Annotated in this window: 13 protein-coding genes; 9 read left to right on the forward strand and 4 right to left on the reverse strand. The window is 73.2% G+C overall.

Annotated elements, in window-relative coordinates; all coding sequences use genetic code 11:
• Positions 1 to 325: 325 nt before the first annotated feature.
• Positions 326 to 697, reverse strand: coding sequence for a nuclear transport factor 2 family protein (locus tag AB0H57_RS31000; RefSeq protein WP_357512222.1), 372 nt, complete (start codon positions 695 to 697; stop codon positions 326 to 328).
• Between the two features lie 237 nt (positions 698 to 934).
• Here AB0H57_RS31000 and AB0H57_RS31005 point away from each other — a divergent pair, with 237 nt between their 5' ends.
• Positions 935 to 1,753 (forward strand): helix-turn-helix domain-containing protein, encoded by an 819-nt coding sequence (locus AB0H57_RS31005; RefSeq protein WP_357512223.1) that lies wholly within the window; start codon positions 935 to 937, stop codon positions 1,751 to 1,753.
• On the opposite strand, the gene AB0H57_RS31010 is transcribed toward AB0H57_RS31005, so the two are convergent.
• The gene (locus AB0H57_RS31010) at positions 1,750 to 3,450 is read right to left on the reverse strand and encodes a family 20 glycosylhydrolase (protein WP_357512233.1); all 1,701 of its coding nucleotides are present in this window, start codon (positions 3,448 to 3,450) and stop codon (positions 1,750 to 1,752) included. The genes AB0H57_RS31005 and AB0H57_RS31010 overlap by 4 nt on opposite strands.
• Before the next feature lie 373 nt (positions 3,451 to 3,823).
• On the opposite strand from AB0H57_RS31010, the gene ppdK reads away from it, so the two are divergent.
• Positions 3,824 to 6,532 carry a pyruvate, phosphate dikinase gene (gene ppdK, locus AB0H57_RS31015; RefSeq protein WP_357512224.1) on the forward strand — a complete coding sequence of 903 codons (2,709 nt, stop codon included), beginning with the start codon at positions 3,824 to 3,826 and terminating at the stop codon, positions 6,530 to 6,532.
• 57 nt (positions 6,533 to 6,589) lie between these two features.
• Here ppdK and AB0H57_RS31020 read toward each other — a convergent pair whose 3' ends face one another.
• Positions 6,590 to 7,027 carry a roadblock/LC7 domain-containing protein gene (locus AB0H57_RS31020; RefSeq protein ID WP_357512225.1) on the reverse strand — a complete coding sequence of 146 codons (438 nt, stop codon included), beginning with the start codon at positions 7,025 to 7,027 and terminating at the stop codon, positions 6,590 to 6,592.
• Positions 7,028 to 7,259: 232 nt separating this feature from the next.
• On the opposite strand from AB0H57_RS31020, the gene AB0H57_RS31025 reads away from it, so the two are divergent.
• The 7 genes from AB0H57_RS31025 to AB0H57_RS31055 all read left to right on the forward strand — a co-directional run bounded on the left by AB0H57_RS31025 (position 7,260) and on the right by AB0H57_RS31055 (position 13,801).
• Positions 7,260 to 7,613: a VOC family protein gene (locus AB0H57_RS31025; RefSeq protein ID WP_357512226.1), complete on the forward strand. Its 354-nt coding sequence runs from the start codon at positions 7,260 to 7,262 to the stop codon at positions 7,611 to 7,613.
• Between the two features lie 196 nt (positions 7,614 to 7,809).
• On the forward strand, positions 7,810 to 9,087 hold the full coding sequence (locus tag AB0H57_RS31030; RefSeq protein ID WP_357512234.1) for a deoxyguanosinetriphosphate triphosphohydrolase: 1,278 nt from the start codon (positions 7,810 to 7,812) through the stop codon (positions 9,085 to 9,087).
• Between the two features lie 10 nt (positions 9,088 to 9,097).
• Complete coding sequence (locus AB0H57_RS31035) at positions 9,098 to 9,934, forward strand: siderophore-interacting protein (RefSeq protein ID WP_357512227.1); 837 nt, start codon at positions 9,098 to 9,100, stop codon at positions 9,932 to 9,934.
• 73 nt (positions 9,935 to 10,007) lie between these two features.
• Positions 10,008 to 11,645: a BCCT family transporter gene (locus AB0H57_RS31040; RefSeq protein ID WP_357512228.1), complete on the forward strand. Its 1,638-nt coding sequence runs from the start codon at positions 10,008 to 10,010 to the stop codon at positions 11,643 to 11,645.
• A 71-nt stretch (positions 11,646 to 11,716) separates the two neighbouring features.
• A complete protein-coding gene (locus AB0H57_RS31045) occupies positions 11,717 to 12,691 on the forward strand; it encodes an ABC transporter ATP-binding protein (RefSeq protein WP_357512229.1) in 975 nt (324 codons plus the stop codon).
• A complete protein-coding gene (locus AB0H57_RS31050) occupies positions 12,688 to 13,539 on the forward strand; it encodes an ABC transporter permease (RefSeq protein ID WP_357512230.1) in 852 nt (283 codons plus the stop codon). The genes AB0H57_RS31045 and AB0H57_RS31050 overlap by 4 nt, the downstream gene beginning before the upstream one ends.
• A 10-nt stretch (positions 13,540 to 13,549) precedes the next feature.
• Complete coding sequence (locus tag AB0H57_RS31055; protein ID WP_357512231.1) at positions 13,550 to 13,801, forward strand: helix-turn-helix transcriptional regulator; 252 nt, start codon at positions 13,550 to 13,552, stop codon at positions 13,799 to 13,801.
• Positions 13,802 to 13,850: 49 nt separating this feature from the next.
• Here AB0H57_RS31055 and AB0H57_RS31060 read toward each other — a convergent pair whose 3' ends face one another.
• Entirely contained in the window at positions 13,851 to 15,584 is a 1,734-nt protein-coding gene (locus AB0H57_RS31060; RefSeq protein ID WP_357512232.1) for a GH25 family lysozyme, read from the reverse strand.
• Between the last annotated feature and the right edge of the window lie 158 nt (positions 15,585 to 15,742).

The raw sequence follows: 15,742 nt of genomic DNA on the forward strand, positions 1-15,742 counted from the left end.
CGGAAGTCTTGGGGGTGGGCGGCCCGGCGATCAGCGGTGGTGACCTGCTCGGGTGGCCCGGGGATGTAACGACGACCGGCGGCGGCCCATTCCCCCGGGGGATGGGGGCCGGGGGTGGGGTGCCCGCCCGGTCGAACCATGTTCAACGCCCCCGGCCCCGCACCGATTCCATCCCCATGGTGACCCCGGCCACGGACACCGCCCCCCAAACCCGACACCCCACCCACCACCCCCCCCGCCCCGTTGCGTTGATCATGGAGTTGACGGCATGGAACCGGACATTTCCCCCCGGTCAGCTCCATGATCAACAGGGTGGGGGTCGGGGTCACGCCGGGGCGGGCACCTTGTCCAGAAAGCCGTGCACAGCGCGTACCCGGCCGTCGGTGTCGCGGACCGCGACGTCGAAGCCGACCACGACGGCCTCCCCGCCGCCGGCGGGCACCAGCTCCCAGCCGAACCGGACCACGTCGTGGTGCCCGTCGACGACGCCGTGCGGGCGCAGGACGTGCCCCGGGAACGCCTGCTGGACGCCGCCGATCACGGCGCTGATCTGCTCGTGGCCCCGCACCTCGGCCAGCGGGTCGGTGTAGGTGGCGTCCGGGGTGAAGAGGGCGCCGACCGCCGCCGCGCGGGCGTCGCCGTCGGCCTCGTTCCACACCGCGAGGTAGCGGTCGACCAGGTCGCTGTACGGGTTCATCGGATGACATCCCTTCGTCGGTTGGTGACGCCGAGAACCCTCGCACCGGCCGCCGCGGGGTGTCGATTACCTCGGAGGTAGCGCCCGACCGGACGCTCCGTGTCCGGCGTCGCATTACCCGCCAGGTAATCGACGCGCTCCCCGGTACGCGGCAGAGTGGTGCCGACGACGACCACCACGAACGGGGAACGTGATGCCCGCGTACCGCGACCAGCGGCGACCACTGCCGGAGCCGTCATGACCACCGCGACCGCCGGCTCGGTCACCACCCCGGTCGGCGAGTCGCTGCGGCGGTGGCGGGAGCTGCGCCGGCTCAGCCAGCTGGAACTGTCCCTCCGCGCGGAGATCTCCACCCGGCACCTGAGCTTCGTGGAGACCGGCCGGTCCCGGCCCAGCCGGGAGATGGTGCTGCGCCTCGCCGGGCCGCTCGACCTGCCGCTGCGCGAGCGTAACCGGCTGCTGCTGGCGGCGGGCTACGCGCCCGCGTACCCGGAGACCGCCCTGGCCGCGCCGCGGATGGCCGCGGTCCGGGCGGCCGTACGGCAGGTCCTGGCCGGCCACGAGCCCTACCCGGCGGCGGTGGTCGACCGGGGCTGGCACCTGGTGGACGCCAACCGCAGCCTGACCATCCTCACCGACCTGGTCGCGCCGGAGCTGCTGGCCGGAGCCGTGAACGTGCTGCGGGTCAGCCTGCACCCCGACGGTCTGGCCCCGCACATCGCCAACCTCGGCGAGTGGCGGGGGCACCTGCTGAGCCGGTTGGGCCGCCAGATCGAGCTGACCGGTGACGCCGGGCTGGCGGCCCTGGAGGAGGAGCTGCGCGGCTACCCGTGTGCCGACCGGGAGCCCGCGGTCGAGCTGCCCGGCCCGGGCGAGATCGTGGTGCCGCTGCGGCTGCGCCACGACGGCGGTGAGCTGGTCTTCCTCAGCACCATCGCGACCTTCGGCACCCCGCTGGACGTCACCCTGGCCGAGCTGTCCATCGAGTCGTTCTATCCGGCCGACGAGCACACGGCGGCCGTGCTCCGCGCCCGGGCCCCGCGCCTCGACGGCTAAGAAGGGGCCCCTGCTCTACCGAAATCGTTAACAGGGGGCCCCTCCTTGCGGGCGGGCCAGGGGATGTCGGGGGAGGGGTGGTAGGTGATGCCTGCGGTGTGCCAGCGGGGGGCGTGGGCGGCGAGCCGGGCGCGGAAGCGGGCCCAGTCGTGGGTCGACCGGGGCGACCAGCCCAGCTCGGCGACGGCGGGGAGCCGGGGCAGCAGCATGAACTCGATCTCGGCCAGCGAGGTGACCGACTCGGTCCACAGCGGCGCCGCGACGCCGAGCACCGCCTCCGCCGGCACCCCGGTCAGGTGGCTGCCCGGGTCCCAGTCGTACGCCCGGCGCACGTCGATCAGGCCCGCCCAGTCGTGCCCGATCGGGGTGTCGGCGGCGTACTTCATGTCGAGGTAGGTGCGGTTGCCGGGGGAGAGGATCAGCCGGGCGCCCCGGCGTACCGCGTCGGCGGTCTCGGGGTCGTCGCCGTTGGTGCCCCACCACTGGAGCACCCGCCCCTCGGCGTGCGCGGCGGGGGCGAGCTGGTGCCAGCCGATCACGGTCTTGCCCGTCGCGGCCACGATCCGCTGCGCCCGCTCGACGAAGCCGGTGTACGCCGCCCCCTTCACCTTGAACGCCTCGTCCCCGCCGATGTGCAGCCACGGCCCCGGGGTGAGCGCGGCCACCTCGCGCACCACGTCCGCGACGAAGTCGTACGTCCGCTCGTCGGCGGGGTCCAGGTAGCTGAAGCCGACCTCGGTGCCGGTGTACGGCGGCGGCGGGACCTTGCCGGGCGCCAGTTCCGGGTACGCGACGAGGGCGGCGTTGGTGTGCCCCGGCAGGTCGATCTCCGGAACCACGGTGACGTGCCGGCGGGCCGCGTACGCGACGATCCGCCGGTAGTCGTCCTTGGTGTACCAGCCGCCGGGGCCACCGCCGACCTCGTTGGCCCCGCCGACCTCGGCCAGCTTCGGCCAGGAGTCCACCGCGATCCGCCAGCCCTGGTCGTCGGTGAGGTGCAGGTGCAGGTGGTTGAGCTTGTAGCGGGCCAGGTGGTCGACCACGCGCAGCACGTCGTCCACGCCGAAGAAGTGCCGGGCCACGTCGAGCATCGCCCCCCGGTACGGGAACCGGGGCCGGTCGACGATCGTCCCGCCGGCCACCGCCCAGCGTTCGGCGACCGGGGTCGAGCTCTCGATCGCCGCCGGCAGCAGCTGCCGCAGCGTCTGCACGCCGTGGCCGAGGCCGGCGGGGGCGGCGGCGGTGATCCGGATCCCCGCCCGGGTCACGTCGAGCCGGTAGCCCTCGGCGCCGAGCCCCGCGCCGCCCGGCAGGTCGACGCGCACGCCCGCCGCGCCCGCCGCGCCGGTGGGATCGCCTGCGCCGGCCGGGTGGGTCGCAGCGGCCGCGCCGAGGGTGAGCATCAGCAGCCCACCCGGCTCGACGCCGGCCGTCTCGGTGACCGGCAGCGGGTAGCCGGTCGCCGGGCGGAGCAGGGCGGCGAGCAGGTCGGCGGCGTCGCGGGCGGCCGGTTCCGGGCTGGCCTGGATCACCGCGTCCGCGGGCAGCGTGAAGTCGGCCGCCGGGTCGGGGTGCACCCGCTCCGGGGCGGGGACCACGTCGCCCAGGCGGACCGGTGCGGCCGGGGCGAGCAGCTCACCGGCCACCTCGGCGGCGGCCCGGGCCAGCTCGGCGGCGGCCGGCCGGTGGGCGGGCAGACCGGTCCGGTCGAGCGGCTCGGCACCGGGCTCGGGGCGGGCGGCGGGGGTGGTCGACACGACGACGGCTCCCAGGGGTGTATTTGCGTGGGATATGGCAAAGGTCAGGTTCGGCGGATGCGGTTCGGTCAAGAGTACGAGGTGAGTCGGAATTGCGTGATCGTGCGCGTGGAAGCGTTCCCAAAAACCGGTACGGACACGGATAGTGCGGACGGCTGTGCCAATTGTCACCGAACGGTCCCAGCCCCCGCGATGTTCGCTTAACCTTCGCCCACCGATCGATGGCGGCACCGGATTAGCGGTGGTCGGCCCCGGGGTATGGAGCAACTGAACCTTCGTTAAGTGTCAATGCGGACGCGCGTGGGAGGCTCTGGTGGCAACGCACGAGACGGCGAGCGACAAACTCGTCTACGACTTCGCCGAGGGCAACAAGGACCTCAAGGACCTGCTCGGCGGCAAGGGGGCCAACCTGGCCGAGATGACCAACCTCGGCCTGCCGGTCCCGCCCGGGTTCACGATCACCACCGAGGCGTGCAAGGCGTACCTCGCCACCGGCCGGGAGCCGGACGGCCTGGCCGCCCAGATCGCGGCGCACCTGGAGTCCCTGGAGCGGGAGATGGGCCGCAGGCTCGGCGACCCGGACGACCCGCTGCTGGTCTCCGTCCGCTCCGGCGCCAAGTTCTCCATGCCCGGCATGATGGAGACCGTCCTCAACGTCGGCCTCAACGACCGCAGCGTGATCGGCCTGAGCAACCAGGCTGGGCAGAACGACAGGTTCGCCTGGGACTCCTACCGCCGGCTGATCCAGATGTTCGGCAAGACCGTCTGCGACGTGCCGGGCGAGGAGTTCGAGCACGCGCTGGAGGACGCCAAGAGCGCCAAGGGTACGCGCAACGACCTCGACCTGGACGCCGACGACCTGCGCGGGCTGGTCGACGCGTACAAGAAGATCTTCGCCAAGCACACCGGCCGGGAGTTCCCCCAGGAGCCGCGGGAGCAGCTCGACCTGGCCATCCGGGCGGTCTTCGAGTCGTGGAACGCCGAGCGCGCGATCCTCTACCGCCGCCAGGAGCGCATCCCGGCCGACCTGGGCACCGCGGTCAACGTGGTGGCCATGGTCTTCGGCAACCTCGGCCCGGACTCCGGCACCGGGGTCGCCTTCACCCGCGACCCGGCCAGCGGGGCGCAGGGCATCTACGGCGACTACCTGGCCAACGCCCAGGGCGAGGACGTGGTGGCCGGCATCCGCAACACCGTGCCGTTGCAGGAGCTGGAGCGGCTGGACAAGAAGTCCTACGACGAGCTGCTCGGCATCATGGCCCGGCTCGAGGGGCACTACCAGGACCTCTGCGACATCGAGTTCACCATCGAGCGCGGCAAGCTCTGGATGCTGCAGACCCGGGTCGGCAAGCGCACCGCCGCCGCCGCGTTCGTCATCGCCGGCCAACTCGTCGACGAAGGCCTGATCGACCTGGACGAGGCGCTGCACCGGGTCAACGGCGCGCAGCTGGCCCAGCTGATGTTCCCGCGCTTCCAGCTCGACCACGAGTTCCAGCCGGTCGCCAAGGGCATCGGCGCCTCCCCGGGCGCCGCCTCCGGCAAGGTGGTCTTCACCTCCGCCCGCGCGGTCGAGCTGGCCGCCGAGGGGGAGTCGGTCATCCTGGTCCGCCGGGAGACCAACCCGGACGACCTCAACGGCATGATCGCCGCCAAGGGCATCCTCACCTCCCGCGGCGGCAAGACCAGCCACGCCGCCGTGGTGGCCCGGGGGATGGGCAAGACCTGCGTCTCCGGCGCCGACGAGCTGGAGGTCGACGTCCCGGGCCGGCGGTTCACCGTGGCCGGCAAGACGGTCACCGAGGGTGACGTCGTTTCCATCGACGGCACCACCGGCAAGGTCTACCTCGGTGAGGTGCCGGTCATGCCGTCCGAGGTGGTGCAGTACTTCGAGGGCAGCCTCGACCCCGAGCACATCGACAACCCGCTGGTCCGGGCCGTACACCGGATCATGACCCACGCCGACGCCCGGCGCCGGCTGGCCGTGCGCACGAACGCCGACACCGGTGCGGACGCGGCCCGTGCCCGGCGCTTCGGCGCCCAGGGCATCGGCCTCTGCCGCACCGAGCACATGTTCCTCGGCGACCGGCGGGAGCTGGTCGAGCGGCTGATCCTGGCCCGCACCGGCACCGAACGGGAGGACGCGCTGGCCGCCCTGCTGCCGTTGCAGCGGGAGGACTTCATCGAGATCTTCCGGGAGATGGACGGACTGCCGGTCACCGTGCGGCTGATCGACCCGCCGTTGCACGAGTTCCTGCCCCCGCTGGAGCAGCTCGCGGTCAACGTCGCGGTCGCCCAGGAGCGCGGTGAGGACGTCGCCAAGGAGGAGGCGCTGCTCGCCGCCGTGCGCCGGATGCACGAGGAGAACCCGATGCTGGGCCTGCGCGGGGTGCGCCTGGGCCTGGTCATCCCGGGCCTGTTCGCCATGCAGGTCCGGGCCATCGCGGAGGCCGCGGTGGCGGTCACCGAGGCCGGCGGGCACGCCTGCCCGGAGATCATGGTCCCGCTGGTCGGCGCGGTGCAGGAGTTGGAGACGGTACGCGCCGAGGCCGAGAAGATCATCGCCGAGGTGGTCGGGGACAGCGGCGTCGAGGTGCTGATCGGCACGATGATCGAGGTGCCCCGGGCGGCGCTGACCGCCGGGCAGATCGCCGAGGCGGCCGAGTTCTTCTCCTTCGGCACCAACGACCTGACCCAGATGGGGTGGGGCTTCTCCCGGGACGACGTCGAGGGCGCGTTCTTCTGGCGCTACCTGGAGCTGGGCATCTTCGGCATCTCACCGTTCGAGTCGATCGACACCGACGGGGTCGGCCGGCTGGTCCGGATCGCCGCCGAGGAGGGCCGCGCCGCCCGTCCCGGTCTGAAGCTCGGCGTCTGCGGCGAGCACGGCGGTGACCCCGACTCGGTGCACTTCTTCCACGCCGTCGGCCTGGACTACGTCTCCTGCTCCCCGTTCCGGGTGCCGGTGGCCCGACTGGAGGCCGGCCGCGCGGTCGTGGAGACCGCCGGTTCCGACTCGCGCTGACCACCCTGGCGTCCCGGCCCGCCCGCGCCTGCTGGTGCGGGCGGGCCCCGGCGTCGGTCAGCCCGCCGCGCGGCGGGGCAGCGGGGCGTGCGGGTCGGGCGGGAGGAATGACGGGGCGGTCGGGTGCTGGGTGTCGACCACCGAACCGGTGCGGGCGGCGACCGCGCGGGCCTCGTCGTGCAGCGTGTCCAGGTCGGTGGCCCGGTCGGTGACCAGGGTCAGCAGGGCGTTCCGCCCGGCCGGGTAGGTGAGCACGCAACCGGCCTCGGTGCGCAGCACCGACTCGCGGAAGCCGCCCCGCCGGACGGTGTCGGCGACCCGGTTGCCGAGGCCGAAGGAGGCGGCGGCCAGCGCGGCCAGGTGGGTGGCGTCGGTCGTCGGGAGGTCACTGGAGATCAGCAGACCGTCGGTGCCGGCCAGCACCGTCCCGGTCACCTCGGGGCGGCGTCGGCGCAGCGCTCGCAGTTCCGTGCCCATCAGCGTGTCAGCGTCCACGAGCGTCTCTCCCACCGTCTCGGGTTGCGGGCGGTCGTCGGTCACTTTCTGCTGCCGCCACGCTACCGGTGGCCATGCGCTGCCCGCAGGCCCGTCACGGCCGGCGATCGGTCGGCAACTTGAGTCTGTTCGGCGGTTGCGTCCGCGGCGCCGGCCGGTCGCCGGGGGGCCACCGAGCCCGTCCCGGCGTACCCTGAGTTCGCTCGAATGTCGGTAACGAAAGGGTGGCCGCATGACCAACGTCTGGGAGAGCCTCACCGTGGACGCGCGCGATCCGGCGCGGCTGGCCCGGTGGTGGGCGGAGGCGCTCGGCTACCAGATCGTCGCGGAACGCGCCGACGAGGTGGAGATCCGGTCCGCCGCCGACCGGTTGCCCGGCCTGGTCTTCGTGCCGGTCACCGCCGCCAAGGCCGACAAGAACCGGCTCCACCTGGACCTGCGCCCGGACAACCAGGAGGCCGAGGTCGAGCGACTGGTCGACATGGGCGCCCGGCACGTGGACGTCGGGCAGGGCGAGGCCGAGTGGGTGGTGCTGGCCGACCCGGAGGGCAACGAGTTCTGCGTGCTCCGTGAGCGCGAGGAGTGAGCTGGGTTTGCGAGCCCCGCAGTCGCGAACCGGGGTGGTGGGGTGAGCGCGAGGAGTGAGCTGGGTTTGCGAGCCCCGCAGTCGCGACCCGGGGTGGTGGGGTGAGCGCGAGGAGTGAGCTGGGTTTGCGAGCCCCGCAGTCGCGAACGAAGGTGGTGGGGTGAGCGCCAGGAGTGAGCGGGCCGGCGGCACCGACGTGCCCGATGCCCGGCTGGTTGACGAGCCGCCGAAGGACGGCGGCTCCGGCCGGTCGCCGTACGAGCGGGATCGGGCCCGGGTGCTGCACTCCGCCGCCTTCCGCCGGCTGGCGGCCAAGACCCAGGTGCACACCGCCGGCACCGACGACTTCCTGCGTACCCGGCTGACCCACTCGCTGGAGGTGGCGCAGGTCGCCCGGGAGATGGGGGCCCGGCTGGGCTGCGACCCGGACGTGGTGGACACCGCCGGGCTCGCCCACGACCTGGGCCACCCGCCGTTCGGGCACAACGGTGAGGACGCGCTGGACCGGCTGGCCGCGCCCTGCGGCGGCTTCGAGGGCAACGCGCAGACCCTGCGGGTGCTCACCCGGCTGGAGGCGAAGGTGATCGGCCCGGACGGGGCGTCCGCCGGCCTGAACCTGACCCGGGCCTCGCTCGACGCGGTCACCAAGTATCCCTGGCCGCGCCGGCCCGGCGAGCGCAAGTTCGGCGCGTACGCTGACGACCGCCCGGTCTTCGACTGGCTGCGGGCCGGCGCCCCGCTCGCCGCCGCGCCCGACGGCCGGCCCCGGCGCTGCCTGGAGGCCCAGGTGATGGACTGGGCCGACGACGTCGCGTACTCGGTGCACGACGTCGAGGACGGCATCCACGGCGGGTACGTCACCCTCCGCCCGCTGCTCGACGACACCGACGAGCGGCGGGCGCTCTGCGCCGACGTGGCGGCCGTCTACTCCGGCGAGTCGCCGGACGACCTGGCCGAGGTGCTGGTCGAGCTGCTGGCCGAGCCGGTGCTGGCCCCGCTCGCCGGGTACGACGGGAGTCACCGGGCGCAGGCCGCGTTGAAGACGACCACCAGCGTGCTCACCGGCCGGTTCGTCTCCGCCGTGGTGGCCGCCACCCGGGCGCACTTCGGCCCCGGGCCGCACCTGCGGTACGCCGCCGACCTGCTGGTGCCCCGGCGGATCCGGGCCCAGTGCGCCCTGCTCAAGGGCATCGCGCTGCGCTACGTGATGCGCCGCCCGGGCGTCGGGGACCGGTACGCCCGCCAGCGGGAGGTCCTCGCCGAGCTGGTCGCCGCACTGGCCGACCGGGCGCCGGACGCGCTGGACCCGGTCTTCGCCCCGCTGTGGCGGGCGGCCCCCGACGACGGGGCCCGGCTGCGGGTGGTGATCGACCAGGTGGCCTCGCTCACCGATCCGGCGGCGGTGGAGTGGCACCGGCGCCTGTCCGGTGGTGGGCGGGCCGGCGGTGGCCGACCCGGCGGGTACTTAGGCTAGCCTAAGCGGTATGACGGAACGCCCCGCGAAAAAGGTAGTCACGGCCCGGGTCCTGCGGACCTCCCGGCCCACCCCCCACCTGGTCCGGCTGGTGCTCGGGGGTGCGCAGCTGGCCGACCTGCCGCTGGGCGAGCACACCGACCACTACGTCAAGCTGATCTTCCCGCCGCCGGGCGTGGTCTACCCGGAGCCGCTCGACCTGGTCGAGGTGCGCCGGACGATGCCCCGCGAGCAGTGGCCGCGGCTGCGCGCGTACACGGTGCGGGCCTGGGACGCGGCGGCCGGCGAGCTGACCCTCGACGTGGTGCACCACGGCGAGGCGGGGCTGGCCGGGCCGTGGGCCGCCGCCCTGCGTCCCGGCGACGAGGTGCGCTTCGTCGGCCCGGGCGGCGGGTACGCCCCCAGCCCGACCGCCGACTGGCACCTGATGGTCGGGGACGAGAGCGCCCTGCCGGCCATCGCCGCCAGCCTGGAGCGGCTGCCCGTCGGCGCCCCGGCCACCGTCTTCGTCGAGGTCGACGGCCCGGCCGACGAGCAGCCGCTGGCCAGTCCCGGCGCGGTGCGGTTGACCTGGCTGCACCGGGGCGACCGTCCGGTGGGCGAGGCGCTGGTGGCCGCGGTCCGGGCGCTGGAGTTCCCGCCCGGCACCGTGCACGCCTTCGTGCACGGCGAGGCGACCTTCGTCAAGGAGCTGCGGCACCTGCTGCGGATCGAGCGCGCGGTGCCCCGGGCGGCGCTCTCCATCTCCGGCTACTGGCGGCGCGGGATGACCGACGAGGGCTGGCGGGCCAGCAAGGCCGAGTGGAACGCCCAGGTCGAGGCCGAGGAGTCCGCCGCCGTCGGGTGAGCATCCGGCCCGAGCCGGTGAACGGTGGCGACATCGCCCGTATCGGGGCGGTGCGGGACCGCACCATGTGACCGTGGCGGAGCAGGCGACGCAGGAGACCGGGCGTACCGGTCGGCTCGACCCGGTGGTGCTGGCGTGCGGCGTCGGCGGGGTGCTGGCGGTGGTGGCGTGGGGGGTGTTCGCGAAGGACTCGCTCGGCCGGTTCGGCGAGGCCGGCCTGGCCTGGGCGATCAACACGTTCGGCTGGTTCTTCGTGGTCGCGGCGGACGCCTTCCTGGTGCTCGCGGTGGTGATCGCGGCGTCCCGGTTCGGCCGGATCCGGCTCGGCGCCGACGACGACGAACCCGAGTTCAGCACGCTCGCCTGGATCGCCATGATGTTCAGCGCCGGGATGGGCATCGGCCTGGTCTTCTTCGCGGTCGCCGAGCCCATCGAGCACTACGCGACTCCGCCACCGGCGGCCGGCGTCGAACCGCAGACCGGGGCCGCCGCCGCGACGGCGATGCAGTACACCCTCTTCCACTGGACCCTGCATCCGTGGGGGATCTACGCGATCGCCGCGCTGGCGCTGGCGTACTCGACCTTTCGGCGGGGGCGGGGCAACCGCATCTCCGCCGCCTTCCACCCGCTGCTCGGCCGCCGGGCGGACGGGGCGGCCGGCCGCGCCATCGACCTGCTGGCCGTCTTCGCCACGGTGTTCGGCTCGGCGACCAGCCTCGGGCTCGGGGCGTTGCAGGTGGCCGCCGGGCTGGACCTGGTCGCGGGCCTCTCGGACACCCGAGCGCTGGAGCTGGTGGTGATCGGCGCGCTGACCCTCGCCTTCGTCGTCTCCGCCTTCTCCGGCCTGCACCGGGGAGTGAAGTGGCTGTCGACCACCAACGTGGTGCTCGCCGTGGCGCTGATGCTCTTCGTCTTCGTGGTCGGGCCGACGATCTACACGTTGGAGGTGCTGCCGGCCTCGGTCGGCGACTACCTGAGCAACCTGCTGCGGATGTCGACCCGGACCGGGGCCTTCTCCGACCCGGCCTGGCTGGGCTCCTGGACGATCTTCTACTGGGCGTGGTGGATCTCCTGGGCGCCGTTCGTGGGCACGTTCATCGCCCGGATCTCCCGGGGGCGTACCGTCCGCCACTTCCTCACCGGGGTGCTGCTGGTGCCCAGCGGGGCCAGCGCCGTCTGGTTCGCGGTGCTGGGCGGCACCGCGCTGCGTACCCAGGCCACCGGCACCCGGGACCTGGTGGCCGACGTCGGGGCCAGCTCCGAGCAGGGGCTGTTCGGCCTGCTGGACTCGCTCCCGCTGGCCACCGTGACCAGCGTGCTGGCCATGGTGCTGGTGGGGCTCTACTTCGTCACCAGCGCCGACTCGGCCTCCCTGGTGCTCGGGTCGCTGACCTCCGGCGGCGCGCTGCGCCCGCACCGGGTGCTGGTGGTGCTCTGGGGCGTACTCATCGGCGCGGTCGCCGCGGCCCTGCTGGCCGCCGGCGGCCTCGCCGCCCTCCAGCAGGCCACCATCCTGGTCGCGTTGCCGTTCGTGGTGGTGATGCTCGGCCTGGCGGTCGCGTTGCTCCGGGAGCTGGCCCAGGACCCGGCGGTGCGGCCGGCGGCCCGGCGGCACCGCGCGGGGCTGGCGGCGGCCGTGCGGGCCGCCCGTTCGTACGAGGAGGAGGACCCGCCGCCGGTCACCCGCTGGCTGCGCCGCCCGCCCGGCTGAACGGCCCTCCCGGAACATGTAGTAGAGGTGCTACATTTCGTGGTACCAATACGCCAGTTCGAGGGATGGCCATGACAGCGGTTGAACTCGCGGGGGCGACCCACGCTCCCGACCCACCCGGCCCCGACGTCGTCCTCGACGTGCGCGGCCTGCGGATGCGCTACGGCACCGTCGACGTGCTGCACGGCGTGGACTTCACCGCCCGGCGCGGGGAGGTGCTCGCCCTGCTCGGCCCGAACGGCGCCGGCAAGACCACCACCATCGAGATCCTGGAGGGCTTCCGGCTGCGTTCGGCCGGCGACGTACGGGTGCTCGGCACCGACCCGGCCCGCGGTGACGAGCGATGGCGGGCCCGGCTCGGCGTCGTGCTCCAGTCCTGGCGCGACCACGGCAAGTGGCGGGTGCGGGAACTGCTCAGCCACCTCGGCGACTTCTACGCGCCGTACTCGACCGACCGGATCCCGCGCCCGTGGCCCGTCGACGACCTGCTGGCGACCGTGGGCCTGACCGGGAACGCCGGCACCCGGGTGGCCCGCCTCTCCGGCGGGCAGCGCCGGCGGCTCGACGTGGCGGTCGGCATCGTGGGCCGGCCGGAGCTGCTCTTCCTGGACGAGCCGACGGTCGGCTTCGACCCGGCGGCCCGGCGCGAGTTCCACGAACTGGTGCACCGTCTCACCGACCGGGACGAGACCACCGTCGTGCTGACCACCCACGACCTGGCCGAGGCGGAGAAGCTGGCCGACCGCATCCTCATCCTGGCCGGTGGCCGGATCATCGCCGAGGGTTCGCCGGACCAGCTGGCCCGTCGTGTCGCCGGCGACGCGGAGGTCCGGTGGACCCGCGACGGCGAGCGCTACGTGCACGCCACCCCCGACGCCACCGGCTTCCTGCACGACCTGCTCCGCGAGCACGGCGACCGGGTGCGGGAGCTGGAGGTGCGCCGGGCCAGCCTGGAGGACGCGTACCTGGCGCTGGTGCACGAGGAGGAGACCGGGATCCGCACCGGCCGGGCCGAGCGGGTGTGGCAGCAGGAGGGGAACAGATGAACCCGACCACCAACGCCCTCCGGGCCGGCCTGCGGCGCGGCCTGATCGAGCTGCGCAGCACGTTCACCAACGGCCAGGATTTGTGGAACTACTTCTTTCCCACGGTGGTGTTGCTGGTCGCCGTGTTCTGGATGCGCGGCTCGACCGTGCCCGGCACCGACTTCTCCCTCGGCGCCCGGACGCTGCCCAGCGCGCTCGGCATGGGCCTGCTCTTCGGCGGGCTGCTCGGCCTGGCCCAGCAGCTCATCATCGACCGGGAGGACGGCACGTTGCTGCGCGCCAAGGCGATCCCGAACGGGATGCTCGGCTATCTGGTCGGCAAGCTCGTGCTGATCTCGGCGATCGCGCTGATCGGCGTGGCCATCCAGCTCACTCCCGGGCTGTTCTTCCTGGACGGGCTGCGGCTCGGCGACCCCGGTGCCTGGCTCACGCTGGCCTGGGTGATGCCGCTCGGGCTGGTGGCGACGCTGCCGCTGGGCGCGGTGATCGGCTCGGTGATCGAGAATCCCCGGAACATGGGCCTGGTGGTCCTGCCGATCTTCGGCCTCATCGCGTTCTCAGGCATCTTCTACCCGATCAACGGCCTGCCCGGTTGGCTGCAGGGCCTCGCCCAGGTCTTCCCGCTGTACTGGCTAGGCTTGGGCATGCGTTCGGCGCTGCTCCCGGCCGACCTGGCCGCGGTGGAACTCGGCGGCTCCTGGCGCCACCTGGAGACGCTCGGCGTGCTCGGCGCGTGGGCGGTGCTCGGGCTCGTGGTGGCCCCGGTGGTGCTGCGCCGGATGGCCCGCCGGGAGTCCGGCTCCCGGGTCGCGGCCCGGCGGGAGCGGGCCATACAGCGGGTCGGATGAGAGGGCGTCGATGAGCGAGACGGTCCACAACCGGATCGCGGTGCTGCGCGCCGAGCGGGGCGTCTCGCGGCGCCAACTGGCCGACGCGCTGGGCGTGCACTACCAGACGGTGGGTTACCTGGAGCGCGGCGAGTTCCGGCCCAGCCTGCACCTGGCGCTGCGGATCGCCGCCTACTTCGAGGTGCCGGTGGAGGTGGTCTTCTCCATCGAGCCCTTCCCCCGCATCGGCGACCCGTCGACCGCCGGGGGCCGCACCGCCTGACCACGACGCGGGGGCCCGGCCTGCGCCGGTGCCCCCGCCTCGTTCGGGGTCACCAGTTGCCGAGGACCATGCGTCCGGCGACGGGGCCGAGGTTGTAGGGGCCGGAGGTGTACCAGCGGCCGGCGCTGGTGAGGCCGGCGTTGAAGACGTAGTAGCCGAAGGTGCCGTCGGAGATCTGGTAGGTCATGACGATGTCGGCTTTGCCGTCGCCGGTGACGTCGCCGGAGGCGACGCGGTTGCCGACGTTGGCGAGGTTGAAGGAGCCTTCGCCTTGGTAGTCGGTGGTGCGGTTGAAGGTGTTGCCGGTGGAGGTCCAGCGGTAGATGGTCATGGTGTTGTCGCCGTTGTCGCGGGCGAGGGCGGGTTCGGCTTTGCCGTCGCCGGTGAAGTCGTCGACGACGAGGCGTCCGGCGACGGGGCCGAGGTTGAACGGGCCGGAGGTGTACCAGCGGCCGGCGCTGGTGAGGCCGGCGTTGAAGACGTAGTAGCCGAAGGTGCCGTCGGAGATCTGGTAGGCCATGACGATGTCGGCCTTGCCGTCGCCGGTGACGTCGCCGGAGGCGACGCGGTCGCCGACGTTGGCGAGGTTGAAGGAGCCTTCGCCTTGGTAGTCGGTGGTGCGGGTGAAGGAGCTGCCGGTGGACAGCCAGCGGTAGATGGTCATGGTGCTGTCGCCGTTGTCGCGGACGAGGGCGGGTTCGGCTTTGCCGTCGCCGTTGAAGTCGTCGACGACGAGGCGTCCGCCGACGGTGTTGAGGTTGAACGGGCCGGAGGTGTACCAGCGGCCGCGGCTGGTGAGGCCGGCGTCGAAGACGTAGAAGCCGAAGGTGCCGTCGGCGATCTGGTAGGCCATCACGATGTCGTCGGTGCCGTCCCCGTCGACGTCCCCGGCGGCGACCCGGTCACCCACGTTGGCGAGATTGAACGAACCCTCACCCTGGTAGTCGCTGGTGCGTGCGAAGGAGCCCCCGGTCGACCGCCAGCGGTGGATGGTCATGCTGCCGTCACCGTCGTCGTGCGCCAGCGCCGGGCCCTTCCGGCCGACCCCGCCGCCGCACAGCTTCCGCAGGTCGGCGAGGGTGCCGTTGAACACGTCCCGGTCGACGCCACCGGACACCCCGGGCACGCTGCCGCTGGAGGTCCACTGCCACAGGGTGAACCGGGACCAGCCCGACGGCAGGGTTCCGGGGGTGTCGGCGTACCGGGAGTGGAAGAGCGGGTAGCTGCCGAAGGCGGTGCTGTTGCCGGTGCAGGGGTTCCACCAGTTCGGGTTGGTGTAGATCATGGCCAGCTTGCCGGTGCGGACCTTGACCTGGTCCAGGAACTGGCTGATCCAGGAGACCATCGCGCTGGTCGACAGCCCGAAGCAGGTCGGCTGGCTGGCGGACCACTCGATGTCGAGCATCGGCGGCAGCGTGGTCCCGTCCGAGCTGTACCGGCTGGTGTCGACCAGGCGGTCCGCCTGGCCGCGGGGGTTGCCCTGGTCCGGGCGCCCGAAGTGGTACGCCCCGAAGTAGATGCCGTTGGCGCGGGCACCGCTGCGGTTGGTGAGGTACGTCGGGTCGGTGTAGCCCGTGCCCTCGGTCACCTTGGCATAGGCGAAGTCGACGCCGGAGTCGGCGACCGAGCTCCAGTTGATGGTGCCCTGGTAGTGCGAGACGTCGATGCCGGTGATCGAGTAGCCGGTGGGCGCGGCGTCGGCGGCCACCGGGTTCAGGGTGACGACGGCCAGCGCGGCGGCCAGCAGCGGGACCGTCCGGCTCAACCATGTGCGGATTCGCATGCTCTGTCCTGTCCAAAGCGGACCGGTCCGGATGGACCGGAGGGATGGCGGGATGGGGCGCGGGGCCAGGTGCTCGGCGACGCCGTCGACCGGCTGCGCGGCCGGGGCGTCACCGTCCTGCTCTCCGGCATCACCCCCGGCCACGACCAGGTGCTCAG

It is taken from the genome of Micromonospora sp. NPDC050686, from assembly GCF_040654475.1.
Lineage (GTDB): Bacteria > Actinomycetota > Actinomycetes > Mycobacteriales > Micromonosporaceae > Micromonospora.

Excerpts from the sequence above, each read along its gene's own strand:
- AB0H57_RS31055 (WP_357512231.1), top strand. The coding sequence starts at position 13,550 with ATGAGCGAGACGGTCCACAACCGGATCGCGGTGCTGCGCGCCGAGCGG.
- AB0H57_RS31050 (WP_357512230.1), top strand. The coding sequence starts at position 12,688 with ATGAACCCGACCACCAACGCCCTCCGGGCCGGCCTGCGGCGCGGCCTG.
- AB0H57_RS31035 (WP_357512227.1), top strand. The coding sequence starts at position 9,098 with ATGACGGAACGCCCCGCGAAAAAGGTAGTCACGGCCCGGGTCCTGCGG.
- AB0H57_RS31005 (WP_357512223.1), top strand. The coding sequence starts at position 935 with ATGACCACCGCGACCGCCGGCTCGGTCACCACCCCGGTCGGCGAGTCG.
- AB0H57_RS31060 (WP_357512232.1), bottom strand. The coding sequence starts at position 15,584 with ATGCGAATCCGCACATGGTTGAGCCGGACGGTCCCGCTGCTGGCCGCC.
- AB0H57_RS31025 (WP_357512226.1), top strand. The coding sequence starts at position 7,260 with ATGACCAACGTCTGGGAGAGCCTCACCGTGGACGCGCGCGATCCGGCG.
- AB0H57_RS31045 (WP_357512229.1), top strand. The coding sequence starts at position 11,717 with ATGACAGCGGTTGAACTCGCGGGGGCGACCCACGCTCCCGACCCACCC.
- AB0H57_RS31000 (WP_357512222.1), bottom strand. The coding sequence starts at position 697 with ATGAACCCGTACAGCGACCTGGTCGACCGCTACCTCGCGGTGTGGAAC.